Source organism: Photobacterium makurazakiensis, from assembly GCF_050336715.1.
Lineage (GTDB): Bacteria > Pseudomonadota > Gammaproteobacteria > Enterobacterales > Vibrionaceae > Photobacterium > Photobacterium makurazakiensis.
Genome location: NZ_JAKJSJ010000022.1, coordinates 57978 through 75624, shown reverse-complemented (window position 1 = coordinate 75624; position 17647 = coordinate 57978). Strand labels below are relative to the sequence as shown.

General features: G+C 42.9%; 14 protein-coding genes. 4 read left to right on the top strand and 10 right to left on the bottom strand.

Annotation, left to right across the window (positions count from 1 at the left end; genetic code table 11):
* Positions 1-3: 3 nt before the first annotated feature.
* Positions 4-1911 carry a bifunctional 5-dehydro-2-deoxygluconokinase/5-dehydro-2-deoxyphosphogluconate aldolase gene (locus tag L4D09_RS11225; protein ID WP_428457598.1) on the bottom strand — a complete coding sequence of 636 codons (1908 nt, stop codon included), beginning with the start codon at positions 1909-1911 and terminating at the stop codon, positions 4-6.
* 639 nt (positions 1912-2550) lie between these two features.
* On the opposite strand from L4D09_RS11225, the gene L4D09_RS11220 reads away from it, so the two are divergent.
* The 4 genes from L4D09_RS11220 to L4D09_RS11205 all read left to right on the top strand — a co-directional run bounded on the left by L4D09_RS11220 (position 2551) and on the right by L4D09_RS11205 (position 7237).
* Positions 2551-3555: a sugar ABC transporter substrate-binding protein gene (locus tag L4D09_RS11220; RefSeq protein WP_428457597.1), complete on the top strand. Its 1005-nt coding sequence runs from the start codon at positions 2551-2553 to the stop codon at positions 3553-3555.
* A 76-nt stretch (positions 3556-3631) separates the two neighbouring features.
* Positions 3632-5125, top strand: a complete 1494-nt coding sequence (locus L4D09_RS11215) for a sugar ABC transporter ATP-binding protein (RefSeq protein WP_428457596.1) — start codon at positions 3632-3634, stop codon at positions 5123-5125.
* A gap of 42 nt (positions 5126-5167) precedes the next feature.
* Entirely contained in the window at positions 5168-6184 is a 1017-nt protein-coding gene (locus L4D09_RS11210; protein WP_428457595.1) for an ABC transporter permease, read from the top strand.
* 195 nt (positions 6185-6379) lie between these two features.
* On the top strand, positions 6380-7237 hold the full coding sequence (locus L4D09_RS11205; protein WP_428457594.1) for a MurR/RpiR family transcriptional regulator: 858 nt from the start codon (positions 6380-6382) through the stop codon (positions 7235-7237).
* Between the two features lie 151 nt (positions 7238-7388).
* Here L4D09_RS11205 and iolG read toward each other — a convergent pair whose 3' ends face one another.
* The 9 genes from iolG to L4D09_RS11160 all read right to left on the bottom strand — a co-directional run bounded on the left by iolG (position 7389) and on the right by L4D09_RS11160 (position 17614).
* Positions 7389-8372, bottom strand: a complete 984-nt coding sequence (gene iolG / locus L4D09_RS11200; protein ID WP_428457593.1) for an inositol 2-dehydrogenase — start codon at positions 8370-8372, stop codon at positions 7389-7391.
* A 25-nt stretch (positions 8373-8397) separates the two neighbouring features.
* Positions 8398-9222: a 5-deoxy-glucuronate isomerase gene (iolB, locus tag L4D09_RS11195; RefSeq protein WP_428457592.1), complete on the bottom strand. Its 825-nt coding sequence runs from the start codon at positions 9220-9222 to the stop codon at positions 8398-8400.
* Between the two features lie 221 nt (positions 9223-9443).
* A complete protein-coding gene (locus tag L4D09_RS11190) occupies positions 9444-10322 on the bottom strand; it encodes a cache domain-containing protein (protein WP_428457591.1) in 879 nt (292 codons plus the stop codon).
* A 17-nt stretch (positions 10323-10339) separates the two neighbouring features.
* Positions 10340-11680, bottom strand: a complete 1341-nt coding sequence (locus L4D09_RS11185) for a TRAP transporter large permease (RefSeq protein WP_428457590.1) — start codon at positions 11678-11680, stop codon at positions 10340-10342.
* Between the two features lie 20 nt (positions 11681-11700).
* Positions 11701-12252: a TRAP transporter small permease gene (locus tag L4D09_RS11180; RefSeq protein ID WP_428457589.1), complete on the bottom strand. Its 552-nt coding sequence runs from the start codon at positions 12250-12252 to the stop codon at positions 11701-11703.
* Positions 12253-12396: 144 nt separating this feature from the next.
* Positions 12397-13323, bottom strand: coding sequence for a TRAP transporter substrate-binding protein (locus tag L4D09_RS11175; protein WP_428457631.1), 927 nt, complete (start codon positions 13321-13323; stop codon positions 12397-12399).
* A gap of 203 nt (positions 13324-13526) precedes the next feature.
* Entirely contained in the window at positions 13527-14990 is a 1464-nt protein-coding gene (locus L4D09_RS11170; protein WP_428457588.1) for an NAD(P)/FAD-dependent oxidoreductase, read from the bottom strand.
* Positions 14991-15039: 49 nt separating this feature from the next.
* Complete coding sequence (locus L4D09_RS11165; RefSeq protein ID WP_428457587.1) at positions 15040-15456, bottom strand: nuclear transport factor 2 family protein; 417 nt, start codon at positions 15454-15456, stop codon at positions 15040-15042.
* Between the two features lie 529 nt (positions 15457-15985).
* The gene (locus L4D09_RS11160) at positions 15986-17614 is read right to left on the bottom strand and encodes a GMC family oxidoreductase (protein WP_428457586.1); all 1629 of its coding nucleotides are present in this window, start codon (positions 17612-17614) and stop codon (positions 15986-15988) included.
* Positions 17615-17647: the final 33 nt, after the last annotated feature.

The following is a 17647-nucleotide window of genomic DNA, read 5'->3' as shown; positions in this document are numbered from 1 at the left end:
CTCCTAGCCGCGCTGACGCCATAGCGTGATGAGGTTATGGTAATTTTGCTTGATTTGCTCAATCAGCCCCGCATCATCAATCTCGTTGGCAAGCCATAACCGAGATGGCTGACCAAAGATGGTACGCCCAACCGCAAACCCCTTAACAACATCGTTATTTGCAGCAGCATTGAAGCCAGCTTTCAACTCATCTTCCGGCGCATCAAGGCCAAGTAACACTACACCACGACAATGGTTATCCCGCGCTTGGATCAAGGCATCAACCGTATTCCATGATTCAGACGTCATCGGTGGTAGTTTCCACCAATCAGGTTTCACCCCTAAGTTGTAGAAACGCTGCATGGCACGAATGTATAACTCATCATTTCGCTCCATATCTGCAGGTAAAATCACTTCAAGCAGTAATTCATGCCCAGTCTTACAACATGCTTGGTATACTTCACGTACCTGTTTTTCTTGCTCTAAACGCAATGCGTGATGGTCATCTGGATGGAAGAAGACTAGGCACTTCACAACATGATCTAAAGGCCAGTCAATTAACTGAGATCCTATATTGCCGTGCTCTAACTCAAGCGGGCGTGAACCTGGTAGCTCGACAGGGCGGCCAATCCACCAGCCTTCTCCTGTTATCTCATTCAGTACATCTTGACCAAATGTACTGTCACAGAGTAAACCCGCTTTGCCAGCCAAACCTGCTTCTAGTGCAACTTCACAGCTTGCTTGAAGAATCAACTGTTTCAGTGGCTTAATACGAGCAATATCGGCATTCGCTTCGCGGGCCATATCAACAAACTGAATGCGGTGGTCGAAGGCTAATACGCAGAGCTCATCCCAGTCTTTATCTCTCGTCGTTACACGATGAAGGTGATTTAATCGCTCATCAAGATCTGGTCGTGGAACCTCATTGGCACGAATCAAGTAATCATCCAATTCTTCTTTAGATGGCATGGCAGGTGCGCAGCCATGACGAGAAACAACTAACGCACCGCAGGCATTCGCATAGGAACAGGCTTTCTCCCAGCCCTCTTCATTGAGGTAGCCACGTAATAGACCCGACATAAAGGCATCGCCTGCACCGAGCACATTAAGCACGTCGACACGCACCCCCTGTACGGTAATACCATCATCTAAGTCATTTGGAATATTATCAGTAAATACAGAACAGCCTAATGGACCACGCTTGCACACTAATTCAGCTTGGCTAACCGCTCTAACAGCCTTCAATGCATCAAGGGTGTCTGTCGAACCACCTGCAATATGAAATTCTTCTTCCGTACCAACAATGAGATCAAATAAGCCCAGTACTTCTTGAAGTTGAGCTGTCACTTTCTCAGATTCAACAAAACGCGACTCACCGTCTCCCAGCGAAGTTAACCCCCACAAAACAGGCCGATAATCAATATCAATCGCGGTTTTGACACCGTGTTTACGTGCATAACTTAACGCGGTTAATACTGCTTCTCGAGTATTGGGGTGTGATAGGTGAGTACCCGTAATAGCAAGGCAACGAGCAGATGCGATATAATCTTCATCAATGTCATCAGCTGTTATTGCCATATCTGCGCAATTGTCACGATAGAAGATGAGTGGAAAAGTATCTTCATCTTTAATACCCAAAATAACCAAAGCAGTTAGGCGATCTTTATCAGTAATAAGATTACTTGTATCGACCCCTACTCGCTGCAGCTCTTCACGAAGAAAGCGCCCCATATGCTCGTCACCGACTCGTGCAAGCATGGATGACTTAAGCCCTTGCCTTGCTGTACCGTAGGCTACGTTACCTGATGATCCACCAAGGTATTTAGAGAAAGTGCCCATATCTTCAAGGCGGGCACCTATCTGTTGTCCATATAAGTCAACAGCCACTCTCCCCATACAAATAAGATCTAATTCCTTATTGTTGGTTTTCATCCTTTCCACTCCCTCTATAACTACCTTAACTAGCTAAGAACCCAACCGGATAATGACTAAATTGATTATCTGCGACTGTGTTGATTAAAAATCAAAACACACATCGTTTCGATACAACCACTATACGAAATATTCATTTCATTTCAAATGAAATGCGAAATGAATGAGTTTATTTGTGACCTAGGTAGCCTTTTTATTTCCAGTCGAAAAATCAGTAACAACTAATATCAACCCTTGCGAGACGAAAAATATTTTTCATAAGTGCACAACACTTATTTCACATTGCAACCACGAGCAAGCAAAGCAATAAAGATCAATGACTTAGCGATAAAGCAATCAATTCCCAATATTTATACCAATAAAAACAATAATTTATAAATATTTCAAAATGTGTTTGCGTGATTTCAGTGAGACGTAGTTAACAGATTTGTTATTTTGATGTCTTTTGGGGTGGTCATTTTTCAAGCTCAGACTTATAGTCGTTAACATAAAAACAATAAATTTATTTCAATTTACGCGAATAGGCTTTCTGAACAAAATTTTCGTTTAAGAAAGTTGATTGCACAATAACACCGTACTTTGTGAAATGAACATTTCACAAAATAAGATGGTGTAGTTACCAATAACAAGGAGGCAATAATGCCATCACAGAAGCATGGATTTACTTCTCTACTCACACTTTGTATTTCAACAACAAAAAAACTATCCAAAGGATTTATACGTAAACTTGCTTTAGTCGGCACCGTTGCCCTACTTGCTGCTTGTGGTGGGGAAGAAGTAGACAGTAACGTTAAGCGTATTGGTGTTGCTATTCCGAATTTTGATGACACTTTCTTGGTGACCATGAAAGATTCAATGGAAGAATATGCAAAAGAGTATGATGATGTAGAGCTTATTTTCGTAGACGCCAAAGAAGATACGGTAAAGCAACTTGGTCAAATTCAAAACTTCATTATCCAACAAGTTGACGGCATTATTCTTGTGCCAGTAAATACCGATGCAACACAACCGATGACTGACAATATTCAAAAAGCGGGTATTGATTTAGTGTACCTAAACCGCCGTCCTTCTTACCTACCAGATGGCGTTTCTTATGTTGGTTCAGAAGAACTTCGCTTTGGTGAAGAGCAAGCAAAGTATGCTGCCGATAATACTGAAGGCGGAAACATTGGCATTATCATGGGAATGATGACAGTTGAAGCGGCAATTATGCGAACTCAAGGTGTTGAAGACTTTTTCAAAGATAAGCCTGAGTACAACATTATTCGCAAGCAAACTGGCCTTTGGCAGCGCTCTCAAGGCATGATCGTGATGGAAAACTGGATCAACTCTGGTGATCCACTCGATATCATCATTTCTAACAATGACGACATGGCGCTAGGCGCAATCCAAGCATTACGCGCTGCAGGTAAACTAGACGAAACAATCGTAATTGGTGTTGACGCCACACCAGACGGCATCATGGCAATTAAAAACGGTGCACTTGATGCAACTGTTTTCCAAGATGGCGCAGGCCAAGCTCGTGGTGCTCTTGATGCTGCAATTAACGGTATAAACAAAACTCCCCGCGAAAAAATCACTTGGATCCCTGCTGAGCTCGTGACTAAGGATAACCTTGCAGCGTTCGAAGCTAAGCAAGGTTAATAACCCCCCGCCCGCACTGACATGGTCTATGTGCTGAATCATTAGCACACAGACCATCCTAAAAGGAGCATAAAGCATGCACAACGTTGTATTAGAAATGCGTGGAATTACCAAAACATTTCCCGGCGTTAAAGCACTTGATAATGTGCAACTAACTTTGAAAGAAGGCCGAGTTATGGCTTTGATGGGAGAGAATGGCGCAGGTAAGTCCACTCTAATGAAAGTACTATTTGGTATTTATCAACGTGACTGTGGCACAATTCGTTATCTTGGGGAACAAGTTAATTACAATGGCGCAAAAGAAGCCCTTGAAGCTGGTATCTCAATGATCCATCAAGAATTATCCCCCATTCTCCACCGTAGTATTGCAGAAAATATTTGGTTAGGTCGTGAGCCCGTTAAAGGGCCATTGAAGCTCATCGACCACAAAAAAATGTACAGTGATACCTCAGAATTATTAAAACAATTAGACTTACACCTCGATCCTCGCACGCCAATGAGTGAGCTTACGGTTGCAACCATGCAAATGATCGAAATTTCTAAAGCGATTTCCTACAATTCAAAAATTATTATTATGGATGAACCAACTTCAGCCTTAACAGGAAAAGAAGTTGATCACTTATTTGAAATTATCGAAAAGTTAAAAGAGCAAGGTGTATCAATTGTATATATCAGCCACAAGATGGATGAAATATTCCGCATTTGTGATGATATTACCGTCTTCCGTGATGGCAGTTACATTGGTGAGCGTGAAGCTAAAGATACGAATAACGATGAACTTGTTCATATGATGGTTGGTCGTGATCTTGGTGATGTATTCCCTCCTGCAACGGCAAAACCTGGAAAAACACGATTAGAAGTTAAAAATCTTTCAGTTGATGGTGTTTTTGAGAATATCAACTTCAAACTCCATGAAGGTGAAATTCTTGGTATAGCCGGTCTTGTTGGGGCCGGACGAACAGAACTGATAGAAACCTTATTTGGTGTTAGGCAACATAATGTCGGTGAAATTTGGATTAACGGCGAGAATGTCGAAATAAAAACACCGCAAGATGCTATCAATCATAAAATGGCTTTTCTTACCGAAGATCGACGCCATTCAGGTCTTTATTTAATGCTCGATATTTTTGCAAATACATCCATTGCTCACCTCGATGCCTATCGAAATAAAGTGGTTAACGTGCTCGATGTACGTTCGATGCAAAAAGACTGTGAAAGCCAATGCACCAAGTTAAAAGTAAAAACACCAGGCATGTCTGAAACCATTGATAACCTTAGCGGGGGCAATCAACAAAAAGTCCTCCTTGCGCGCTGGATGCTCACAAAACCCGATATTTTATTTTTAGACGAGCCGACCCGCGGTATAGACGTCGGTGCTAAATCTGAAATCTATAAGCTTATGCGCCTGCTTACAGGCATGGGGAAAAGCTTGGTCATGATCTCATCTGAACTGCCTGAAGTTATTGGTATGAGTGATCGAATCTTGGTCATGCACGAAGGTCAATTAAAAGGTGAGCTAGACGGTAGTGAAGCCACCCAACAACAAGTTATGTCAATGGCTTTCAACTAAAGTAGCCATTAGCTAAACCAGAACAAATCAAGGAATGTTGTTATGATAGCTAAAATTCTTCAAGCGACGTCGGATCAACCGAAAGTCACGAGTACAAAGCGCTTTTTATCAAAGTACGCCATTTATTTTGTTTTTATCGCCATGTGTGTGGTGATGTCTATTTTGTCCCCTGTTTTCTTAACAGTCGCCAACCTTCTTAACGTAATGACACAAATGGCCAGTATTGGTCTACTTGCTCTTGGCGTGACCATTATCATTATTACTCGAGGCATCGACCTGTCATCTGGCTCTGTTCTTGCCGTTGCAGCGGTAGTCTCAGCAAGTACTGCACAAACATTGGATTGGGGGATGAGAATGTATCCTGCAATGCCAGAGTTACCTGTCATTGTGCCAATCCTTGTCGCACTTGCTGTTGGTGCATTATGCGGTCTTATTAATGGTGCTTTAATTGCTTACACTGGTATCCCTCCATTTATTGCAACCCTAGGTATGATGATCATCGCTCGCGGTGCTGCACTTCTCTATTCTGACGGTCGCCCTGTAAGTAGCCTAATTGATTCATATCAATGGATTGGACAAGGTACAATCGCAAATATTCCAGTACCTGTCGTGATATTCCTCGTTATGGCACTGATCACGTACATTTTGCTTAACTATACCCGCTTTGGTAAATACGCTTACGCGATTGGTGGTAACGAAACAGCTGCATATGTATCCGGTATTAACGTCAAAAAATACAAAATTTTAGTCTACGTATATGCTGGCTTACTTGCTGGTATTGCAGCGCTTATTCTAACTGCACGTATTAACTCGGGCCAACCAGGGCTCGGCGTGATGTACGAATTAGACGCCATTGCAGCAGCAACCGTTGGTGGTGTAAGCCACGCCGGTGGTATAGGTACGATACAAGGTACAATTGTCGGCACCATGATTATGGGTGTACTACAAAACGGCCTCGACTTATTAAATGTCTCTGCTTATTGGCAACAAGTCGTTAAAGGGTTGGTCATTGTGGTTGCTGTTGTTTTCGATATGAAACGACAAAAGAAAAGTAAATAATTAAATCAATCCCCCCCAGACATAGCTTTACTGTAGGACTTCACGTTGAAGCGCCACACTCCCCCAGGGTGTGGCTTTTTTTCGGTTGGAATATTCATTCCAGATAGGCATATAAAACAGTGATTATGAAAAAAATGTTTCATAGTTGAATTCAAAACCTTACAATAGATAATAGAATCAGCTTAGGAGTTAAACATGTCTGCCGCTACCAACCTTACTGAATTACAAGATCAAATTCGCACTCGTTATGGTGATTTGAGTAAGCGTTTACAACAAGTTGCTCGTTATGTATTAGACAATACTAATAGCGTTGCATTCGATACTGTTGCCGTTATCGCTAGCGAAGCAGAGGTGCCTCCATCGACGCTAATCCGCTTCGCTAATGCGTTTGGTTTTAGTGGTTTTAATGACATGAAACAACTATTCAGACGTAATCTTGTTGAAGAAACCACTAGCTATACCGAACGGGCTAAGTTATTCAAAGAACTTGAAGTTGAAGAGAGCTCGGCAGAAAAGCCGGCAATGATTCTACAGGAATTTGCCCGAGCGAATACACAAGCAATGAACCACCTGGTCGCTCAAACTCCTGAAGATAAGCTAGAAGAAGCAGTCGAAATCCTAAGTAAAGCTGACAATATCTACCTAATCGGCCTCAGACGCTCATTCAGCGTTGCATCATACCTAACCTATGCCCTGCGTCATCTTGAGCGACGCGCCTTTCTTATTGATGGTTTAGGCGGCATGTTTAAAGAACAGCTCTCAATGATTGGACCAAAAGATGCCGTGTTGTCCATTAGCTTTTCACCTTACGCTCAAGAAACTGTCACCCTTAGCGAAGTCGCTTCTAAAGCGGGTGCGAAGCAGATCGTCATTACCGATAGCCAAGTCAGCCCACTAGCGGCATTTAGCGATGTTTGCTTCGTTGTTAAAGAAGCACAAGTCGATGCCTTCCGATCACAATCTGCTTCTCTGTGTTTAGCACAAACTCTTGCTGTATCCCTCGCCTACAAACAAGATTCAAACAGAGATGTACCACTGGCACCAGACAGCTAAGCCTCAAATAACGCAACGCCATAACGTATATGTTCAACTAAAAAAGCCTCGCAGATGCGAGGCTTTTCAGAAAGAATGATAAGAAAATTAATGATTGTTCTGGGGGTACATTCCAATTCAAATTTTACTATCACTCAGGAACACGTTCACGTTAAAGCTTAATTGTTTTGCCGAGTTTCATTGACTCAAGCGCAGCATCAGCAAGCACAAGTGCAAACTCACCATCAGCACCACTACATTCAGGCTCTACGCCTTCCAGAACTTCAACAAAGTGTTGCCACTCTGCCACATAAGCAGCTTGGTAGCGCTCTAGAAAGAAGTACTGCGGCTTAGCTGCAATACATCCGTCTTCGCCCCAATGCTGCACCAAGTTTTCCTTTGCATTATGCGCTTGTAGCAAGCCCTTCGAGCCATGTAGTTCAAGGCGTTGATCATAGCCATAACCCGAACGACGGCTGTTATTGATGGTTGCAATTGCACCAGATGGAAAGCTCAAGACTAAAACGGCAGTATCAATATCGCCTGCTTCACCAATCGCAGGATCAACCATGCAGCTACCGTGCGCGGTGATCGACACCGGATCTTCGCCCATGATAAAGCGTGCCATGTCCAAGTCATGAACGGTCATGTCTCGGAACATACCGCCCGATACTTTAGTATATTCTGCTGGTGGTGGTGACGGGTCTCGCGATGTAATCACTAACGATTCTGGCTGACCAATCACACCTGCATTTAGCTGGTTTTTCAACGTGCGGAATTGTGGATCATAACGGCGGTTAAACCCAAGTAGCATTGGTACATCATACTGCTTAACTGTCGCTAAACAATCTCTAACGCGACTGATATCTAAATCAATAGGCTTTTCACAGAAAATAACCTTGCCATGTTTGGCTGCAAGCTCCATTAAATCGGCATGCGTGTCAGTTGCAGAACAAATACAAACCGCATCAACTGCTGGGTCTTCCATTGCTTGTTCAATACTTTGCACCATTGCATCGTATTCTTGTGCCAATTTATTTGCCCCTTCAACATAAGGGTCAATAATAGAATACAAACGCGTTTTAGGGTGACTCGCAATATTTACTGCATGTACCTGGCCAATCCTGCCAGCTCCAAATAGAGCTATATTAAACATGACTTACTCCTTAGCCGGAAATTAATTATTGGTGTTTTCTTGCATATTGATCTTCATTAATCCATTGATGATCATCTTCCCAAGTGAACAACCATTTACGCGTTGGCCCCGCCATTACATTTAGGTAATAACTGTCATAACCAGCGATGGTAGCCACAGGGTGATAACCTTTTGGTACTTGGACAACATCTTTGTTATACACCGCCATGCATTCATCCAATGAACGATCATCGGTATATACACGCTGCATACAGAAGCCTTGCTCAGGGTTCAAGCGATGATAATAAGTCTCTTCGAGGTAGGTTTCATTTGGCTCTGAATCTTGATCGTGCTTATGGCTCGGGTACGAACTTGTACAGCCTTCGTCGGTGTACACTTCAACCACCAGCAAGCTATCTGCATCTTTATAGTCAGGCAAAATGTTATGAACATAACGTTTGTTATTACCCACACCACGCTGTTCAGCATCAATATCATCAGGCTTTATTAAGCGAGTCGGATAATTACCTTTACCCGGAGCCTGACAAACCGCGATTTCCAATGCTGTATTTGCTACGACCGAAATTGACTCACCTTTGGCAACATAAACTGCATACGGTTTTTTTCGCTCAAACGGCCCCATTCGATCGCCAATGTTCTCAAATGTGTCATTCGCGGTTGTCACTGTGGCAAAACCACCAACCAATACAACGCATACTTCATTGTCACTGGCAGGCAATTCAAGTTTTTGTCCGGTTTTAAGCTCATACGCCTGAAAACCTACATAGCCCCACTCTGCCGATTCAGGGGTAATGGTTTGGGTATTGCCATGCTGGTCTGGCGTTTGATATTTGGAAAGCAATTTTGACATGATCCGTCCTCGCCGTCTGACATGGTATGGAATTTATTTTCCAAAAATCATAATCGAACGAAAAAATCTTTTCAAAGCAAATTTGAAATAAATAGTTCATTTTGTGGGCGAGGTAACACGCTGAAAACTTCATCAATTCCGCGTAAATAATTGGCATAAAAAATGGCTCTTCTGATATAGAAGAGCCATTTTTTTAAATGATTTCGAGTAACTAAGTTGGCTTATCTTGGGTAATATCCCACCGCAACTAACTTGTTATCTAGAATACGGTAGTAAGTGTGTTTACTTTCCACTTTTCCCGATGTCGGATTAAGCCAAGGATAGTTAATTTCGCCGCGGCCAGTTTCTTCAGCCAATTTCAGCATCTCCTCTATCATCGGCTTTCCCTTAATATTAAACACCTTGCCGACTAAATTTGGTGTCGCGCCATGAGCAAGAAAAACCCCTGTCCGTTTATCTAACACAAAAACGTATAAGTCATTTTTTACGAACTGACTATCATGATGATTAAACTCGGCCAAGGCATCTTGCTCATCATTGATTAACGCTTTAGTTGCTTCATCCAAGAACCCCCTTGCCTGATAGTCCGTTGAACGAGATGGGTAGTAACCTACAGCCACAATAGCATCTCCGATCCGCTTGAACATCGTTCGCTTAGGTTCACCTCGACTATCAACAGGATTAGTCCAATAATACTCGACAGTACCACCTCCCTCTTGCTTAGCGATTTCTATCATGTCTCGAAAGAAAAGCTTTCCATGCATGTCTGCCGTATTTGTTACATTGTCACCTACAAGCACCGCTGACGAGCCGCCACTAGAAAGAAACACGCCATCGATATCGAGGCTGAATACATACAACTCTTTATCGGTAAATCGGGATTGGTTAGAAAAATCTGATATCGCCCCTGCCCCTCTGCTCTGAACATGTGATATAGCCTTATCTAACAACTTCTGAGCTCGTCGTGCATCTTCAGTAGTAATTGGTGGAGAAACTACCTGTGTACTCTTCTTTGATACTTCCTCTACATCCAATGCTACAGCTCGACCAATAAACACAATGGACATTACAATAATGACTAAACTACTTACTTTATTCATAAACCTACACCAAGCAATTAATAACCAACCAAAGACGGTAACCAGAGGCTAAGTTGGGGGAAGAATGCAATCAGGAACACTCCGATAACAGATGCAATTACAAACGGGTGGATCCGTGAGGTAATTTGTTCAACCGTCGAGCCGCCAATGCCCGAGGCGACAAATATGTTCTCCCCTAATGGTGGCGTCGCAAAACCAATAGAAAGTGCACACACCACCACAATGCCAACATGCGTTGGATCAGCGCCAAGCATATACATAATGGGCAGCAATACTGGGACAATGATCATTATCGCCGCCAAGGTTTCCATGAACATACCGACAAACAACAACAACATAATGGTGAGCGCCCAAACCATGTACATATTGTCTGTCAGGCTCAATAATGAATCGGCAACGACAACGGGTATTTTCTGTTCAATTAACAGACGACCAAATACCGTGGCTGCAAACAAGATGAGTAATACACGACCAGTAATCCAGGTCGTTGTTGTTAACGACTTGATAATGCTCTTAAACACTAATTCGCGGTGAAGGAAGAAACCAACAAATAGTGAATAGAATATCGCTACAATGGCTGACTCCGTTGGTGTGAACATACCACTGTATATACCACCAAGAATCAAAAAGGGCGCCATAATTGACCATACACCTTTACGTAGTGATCCTCTGATATCGCCAAATGACCAGTCTTCAGTTAATCCTTTATAACCGCGTTTCTTGGCAATGACATAATTAGTAAATATCAACGTAGAGGCCATGATCAACCCAGGTACAACACCTGCCACAAATAACTTTGGAATAGACAATGACGCAAATTGACCATGCTGGGCAACCGCTTCAGGTGGCGGCATTAACCCCATTGCAGAGATACCGAAAATAACAACGGGAATTGATGGCGGAATTATGATCCCTAGCCCGCCAGATGCAGCTGTCACTGCCGAAGCATAACTACGTTCATAGTCTCGTTTCACCATGGCAGGAACCATTAACATCCCCACGGCAGCCGTTGTTGCAGGCCCAGATCCTGAAATTGCACCAAAGAAAAGACATGCTACAACCGTAGCCGCTCCTAAACCGCCTGTTACAGGTCCAGCCAAGCTTTCGGCAATATCGACCAACCGCTTTGAAATTCCAGCTGCCTCCATTAATGCACCCGCCAGTACAAAAGCAGGTAATGCCATCAGTGGGAAATTCCCCACCGAAGTAAACGCAATTTGCACTAATGCTATCGGGTTTTTGTCGAGTATCAGGTATGCCGCCATCGAGGCACCTGCCAACGACACCGTAATTGGCGCACCTAAGATCAGCAAAACTAGAAAGCCGCCGAATAAGATAAGTGTTAGATAATCTTCCATGGTTAATCCCTAGCCTTGGTTTATGCCGCTGATTTTTGGACTTGGAGCTTCTGCATTTTCTTCAGCTCTTCTGCTTCGGGATCAATCGCTTCAACGCCTTTGAACAAACGTTCGTAGTTATTCCACAAAATGCGGATCGACATTAAAGTAAATGCAATTGGTAAAATCATATAGAAGTACTTCATTGGGATACCTGTTGTTTGAGACTTCCAAAACAGGTTCATTTTATTGAAGACARAATCGTAACTGAGGTATACAAAATAAGCGTTAAACGCAACCCATAACATGTCTGCAATGGTTTCGCTGATGGTTTTTACGATAGGAGGAAAGAACTTAAAATGGAAACTCACTCTATTATGGGCTGACATTTTGGCGGCAACTACAGCCCCTAAATAGGCAAACCACACAAACATATACGTCGCGACTTCATCTCCCCACGGAATAGAATACTGAAAAAATTGTCGTAATAAAATTTGGGCGAATAATAGCAAAACAAAAACAGCAAGGAGCAAACAGCAGGTATATTCTTCAACATTATTTAAATGCTTTCGGATACTTTGCATGACAGTCATGTAGCCTCCAATCGACTTCAATTCCCAACTTAGTTATTTTTAGTACTTCCATATTTCGATTAAGTTAGGGGGCTAAGTGGCTCCATGCTTTATTCAAATGCCAGCCACTCGAATAAAGCATGTCATTAATGGTGAAATGTGAAATTAGCGGCCCAGTAAGGCCAGTGTTTCATCCAGTTTATCCTTGCCACCAATGCTGGCATAAAACTTCGGCCACACTGAGGCTGTCACTTTTTCGATCCATTCTTTTTCATCATTAGCAGGGTCGGTAAATACCATGCCTTTTGCTTCTAAATCTTTACGTATTTTGCCTTCTGTCTGTTGCAAGTAAGCAAAACTGTGTTCTGTTGCTTCTTTACTGGCTTCAAGAATCGCGGCTTGCATTTCAGGTGTTTGCTGCTGGAAGATTGATTCACTAATAATGAGAGGCTCTAGTGAGAAGATATAGCGAATATTGGTAACGTACTTCTGTACCTCATTGAATTTCATCGCATAAACTGTGATGTACGGGTTATCTTGTCCATCAACAACGCCTTGCTGTAAGCCTGTAAATGTTTCTGACCATGCCATTGGGGTTGGGTTTACGCCCCAAGCCTGATATGACGAAATCATAATTTCATTACGCGGTACTCGGATCACCAAGCCTTTTAAATCTTCAGGAGTCGCTACAGGACGTTTTGAATTTGTTAGCACACGAAAGCCAGAATAAGCCCAGCCGATAATCCGAACACCAGCATCACGTAGTGTATTATCCACCAGCTCCTGACCGACTTCGCCTTGAGTCAGTAATTTCGCTTCATCGGCACTTTGGATAACATAAGGCATGGTTAATAAACCAACCGTTGGCGAGAAAGGTGTGACGTTATTAATGGCTAAGATTGAAAAATCAAGTAAGCCTATTGCGGCATTATTCACGGTATCTTGTTCATTACCTAACTGACCGTTGGGAAACAAATCGACCTTCACTTTACCATCAGTTTTTTCTTCCAAAAGTTCGGTAAACTTAGTGCCGAGCTCCCATTGCGTGCCACCAGCGGCATCACCGATTGCCATTTTAAAGTTTTTAGCCATCACAACAGGTGATGAGACGGCAAGACTGACAGCAGTAATAAAGGGTAAGAGTTTGCTTTTCGTGAACATAATAGTCGTAACCTTTTCTATTTTATCGCGTTAATTGCGAAGTATTTAAAGGTGACCGCGGAACAACGTACATAGACATCCAGGTCATTATTGTTTTATGTGTATTACGTACAGCAGGGTATTTCTTTTTAGAGTTACAGCACTTCATCTTGTAAGTGATACCAGCGATATAAGAATCGCTGACCAAATCGCCTGAACGGCGCAAAGGCTTCTGATTCAACAACCTCTCTCACGTTAGGGAAAGGTAATTTGGACTGAAAAATAGGTAAGTCGAGATCTTTGCCATCACCCGCAATCCATTGTGCAAGACGCTTTCCGGCTTGTGCCGAGTACATAACGCCATTGCCACCATAGCCAAGAGCATAATAGATAGACTCTTTAGCGTCTGGCTGGTAAATACGTGGCATCATATCGTGGCTAACATCTACCCAGCCCCACCACGAATAATCCACATCAATACCAGCAAGTGATGGAAACTTTCGTGCAAGATCTGCCCGTAGCATTTGCTCATATTTTGCTTCTGGTGCTGCGCTTCCTGTAATTGCACTTCGTGTACCGATTTGGACCCGGTTATCCGGCAATAAGCGATAGTAATGACGCAAAACTCGGGTGTCGGTAATCACTTGATTTGTTTTAAAGTTACACGCGGCCAACTCCGATTCGGATAACGGGCGGGTAACAAGTGAATTAGATAAAATAGGCAGTAAACGGTTTTTTAGTTGTGAATGCAGCCCTTGAGAAGTGTAACCTCCTGTCGCTACCCCCACCGCTCTTGCTCGAACGATCCCACCAGGGGTTTTCAAGTGATGAACGCCATTTTTGGTTTCCCAGCCAATAACGGGACTTGCAGGGTGAACGGTTGCCCCAAGCGCTCTCGCTTTCTTCACATAACCGAAGGCTAGCTTTCCTGCATGAATACCTATTCCTTCGGGTTCATGCATTGCACCTGCCGCTTCTTCATCACCTACGTAGATCTTCTTAACGGTATCAGCATCTAAGATCTGTGCATCGTAATTGAAGGTGTTGCGAAGTAGTTTTGCTTCTTTTTCCAGTGTTGGCATCACCTTGGCACGGTGTGCGACATATAAATGGCCACCATGCTGCGGTTCACAATCAATGTCTTTAATTAAACCTTTAAAGGTTTCCATGCCATCGAGACACTCTTCATGCATTTTTAATGCAGTGTCTACCCCCCAGCGCTGTATCCATTGTGAACGCTTTAATCGACCCGATGCACACTGTGCCTGTCCACCATTTCGAGTGCTACAGCCCCAACTTGCTCTATTTGCTTCCAATACAGTCGCTTTTATACCGTACTGCTCTGCCAGGTGTATTGCAGTGGTTAAACCGGTATAGCCAGAACCGATGATCACAACATCAACATCAACGTCGTTGGTGATAGGGCCATCATCAGCAGGCGGCTCACCCGCAGTATCTACCCAGTAAGTCGGGGCATAATCGGCACCGTGACCTGGCGTTTTTTTGGTCAGAGGATCATAAGTAGGATCATATTTATTTCGCGCTTGCGTTACCCTTTGCTTCTCTTCCTGTTGCTGCTCCTTATTAGGAGAACGCAATTTTTCAGCGAGAGTGTTCATATAAAGCTCCTTAGTGTCAACGTACTAACTTCGGTATCTACATAAGTGCTCAATTATTTTCAAAAAAGGCAGGGCGATCCTTACGGAATGCATTTTTTACTTTGATTTTGCCGTCTTCCAGAGTGAAAACATCCACCATACGGGCTTCAATTCGACTACCATCAGGCTTCGTCGCACAAAATGTTGACTCCGAAACCGCGCGATCACCACTAATGAAATGATCACCATCAAGCCAAGCAGCATCTGGGAAATTACGCCATACCTGTTGAAAGCTTTCACGTACAGCTTCTCGGCCGGAAAAAGTATTACCTTGCAGATCAGCGCCTGCAGCGGTGTGGAAGATACAATCATCTGTTACGAAACTCATTAATGCATCAATATCATGGTTGTTCCACGCATCACTGAATGCCTGTAAAAAATCAACATTGACTTCATTTTGGGTGCTTACAACAGACTGAGTATTCATTTTTCTATCCTTATAAAAGTAATTGTTACTATGACCTTTCAACTAACCACTGCAATATAAATGTTAAATTTTGGTTAATTTATATCCCTGTAAAAATGACGTCAATTAGACTTATTGATAAACGAGACATCGGGTATTACTTTCCCAACAATGAAGTAATGACACCTAAAGCAGCACAAGATCATGAGCCTAGACATAAATATTCCGTCTTAATCCACACTCTCTTGCTACCCCATCACCAACAAAGCTGGCACTTTCTCGAACCGCGATTACCAATAACTGGAACAAAATATCTCTTTAACATAAATTTAACTTAACACTAGGCGTAAAAATTTTAACCGTCAACAAAAAACACTTAAATGAAACAATTTATTCCAAAAAATGATAGTGGGAGCAATATTCCGGGGAGAATTTAAAGAACAAGGAAGGATGAAAACTCAGAAATTAACGAACAGTAGCTCCAATCTGATAGTGCTATTGCTACTTCAGCCAGAACCTCTGTCAGCTGGCATGAAGCAGCTATCAAACATTACGCGGTTTCTTTCTCTATTGGGCCATGTGCATAAAGTTCGCAAATGATCATGTCGGCGCACTTCTCGCCTATCATGATGGCTGGAGCGTTCGTATTGCCTGAAGTAATAATCGGCATAATAGATGCATCAGCAACTCTTAACCCATCGATACCAAACACTTTCAATTCATTATCAACGACAGAAAAATCATCATTACCCATTTTGCAGGTACCTACTGGATGATAAATTGTTTGGCTATATTTTCGAGCGGCGACAAGTAACTCTTCATCCGTTTCATATTGATTGCCAGGCACATATTCATCACTAATCACTGAGCTTAATGATTCAGCTTTAGCAATACGACGGGCAGTCTTTATAGCATCAACGACTACGCGCTGATCTTCCTTTGCTGATAAGTAATTAGTTTGGATTGATGGATATACAGCAGTGTCTGGGCTAGTAATTCTCACTCTCCCCCTGCTTTCTGGGCGCAACTGACAAACTGAGGCTGTAAAGGCTGAGAATGGGTGAACACCATCTCCAGGCTTATCAGCACTTAATGGCTGCATATGAAACTGAATATCTGGACGAGATAAACCTTCACGAGATTGTGTAAATATACAAACTTGACTTGCAGCTAAGGTCAGCGGCCCTGTTCGTGATATTGCGTAACGAACCCCCACCGCAAGTTTATCTAGCGAATGCCTCACCTCATCATTTAACGTTTTACAGCTTGTTTTAAAAACTAACCGTACCTGTAAATGATCTTGCAAGTTTTCACCAACGCCTGGAAGGTGCTTAACACACTCAACACCAACGGACTCTAAATGTTCACGATCTCCAATACCTGACGCTTGGAGAATTTGTGGTGAACCAATCGCCCCTGCACTCAGAACAATTTCTTTACGGACAAAAGCCTGTTTTAGTTTCCCTTTATGCTTGAATATAACCGATTGTGCGCGATCGCCGAGAACACCTACTTTGGTAGTATGTGCATGTGTAAGTATCGTTAAGTTAGCCCGCTTTTTCGCAGGGTTCAAAAAAGCTTTAGCCGAGCTACAACGCAAACCTCTGTGAGCCGTTTGCTGAAAATACCCCACACCTTCTTGCTGTGCACCATTAAAATCTCTATTTTCAGGAATACCTACTTCTTGCGCCGCACTAACAAATCGCTCCGCTATTTCACGACGTAGCCGAAGATCAGATACCTTTAGAGGGCCGTCACCGCCATGGTACGCATCAGCCCCACGAGACTGGCATTCGGATTTTTTAAAATAAGGTAAGACTTCATCGTAAGACCAGCCGTCATTTCCAAGAGCTGCCCAATCATCATAATCTTCACGTTGACCCCTAATATAAAGCAAGCCATTTAACGAACTAGATCCACCTAAAACTTTACCTCTGGGCCATTGTAAACGCCGATTATTGATACCTGCATCCTCATCTGTTTTATAACACCAATCAGTCGATGGATTATGCATTGTCTTGAAATAACCTACAGGTATATGTATCCAAGGATTCCAATCACGACCACCAGCTTCTAGTAATAAGACTGAAACGCTGGGGTTCTCACTTAACCGATTTGCTAAAACGCAACCAGCTGAGCCAGCCCCAATAACGACATAATCAAATTCATCAAATAGCAATACATTTTCACCCATCGACATAGTTAAACTCCA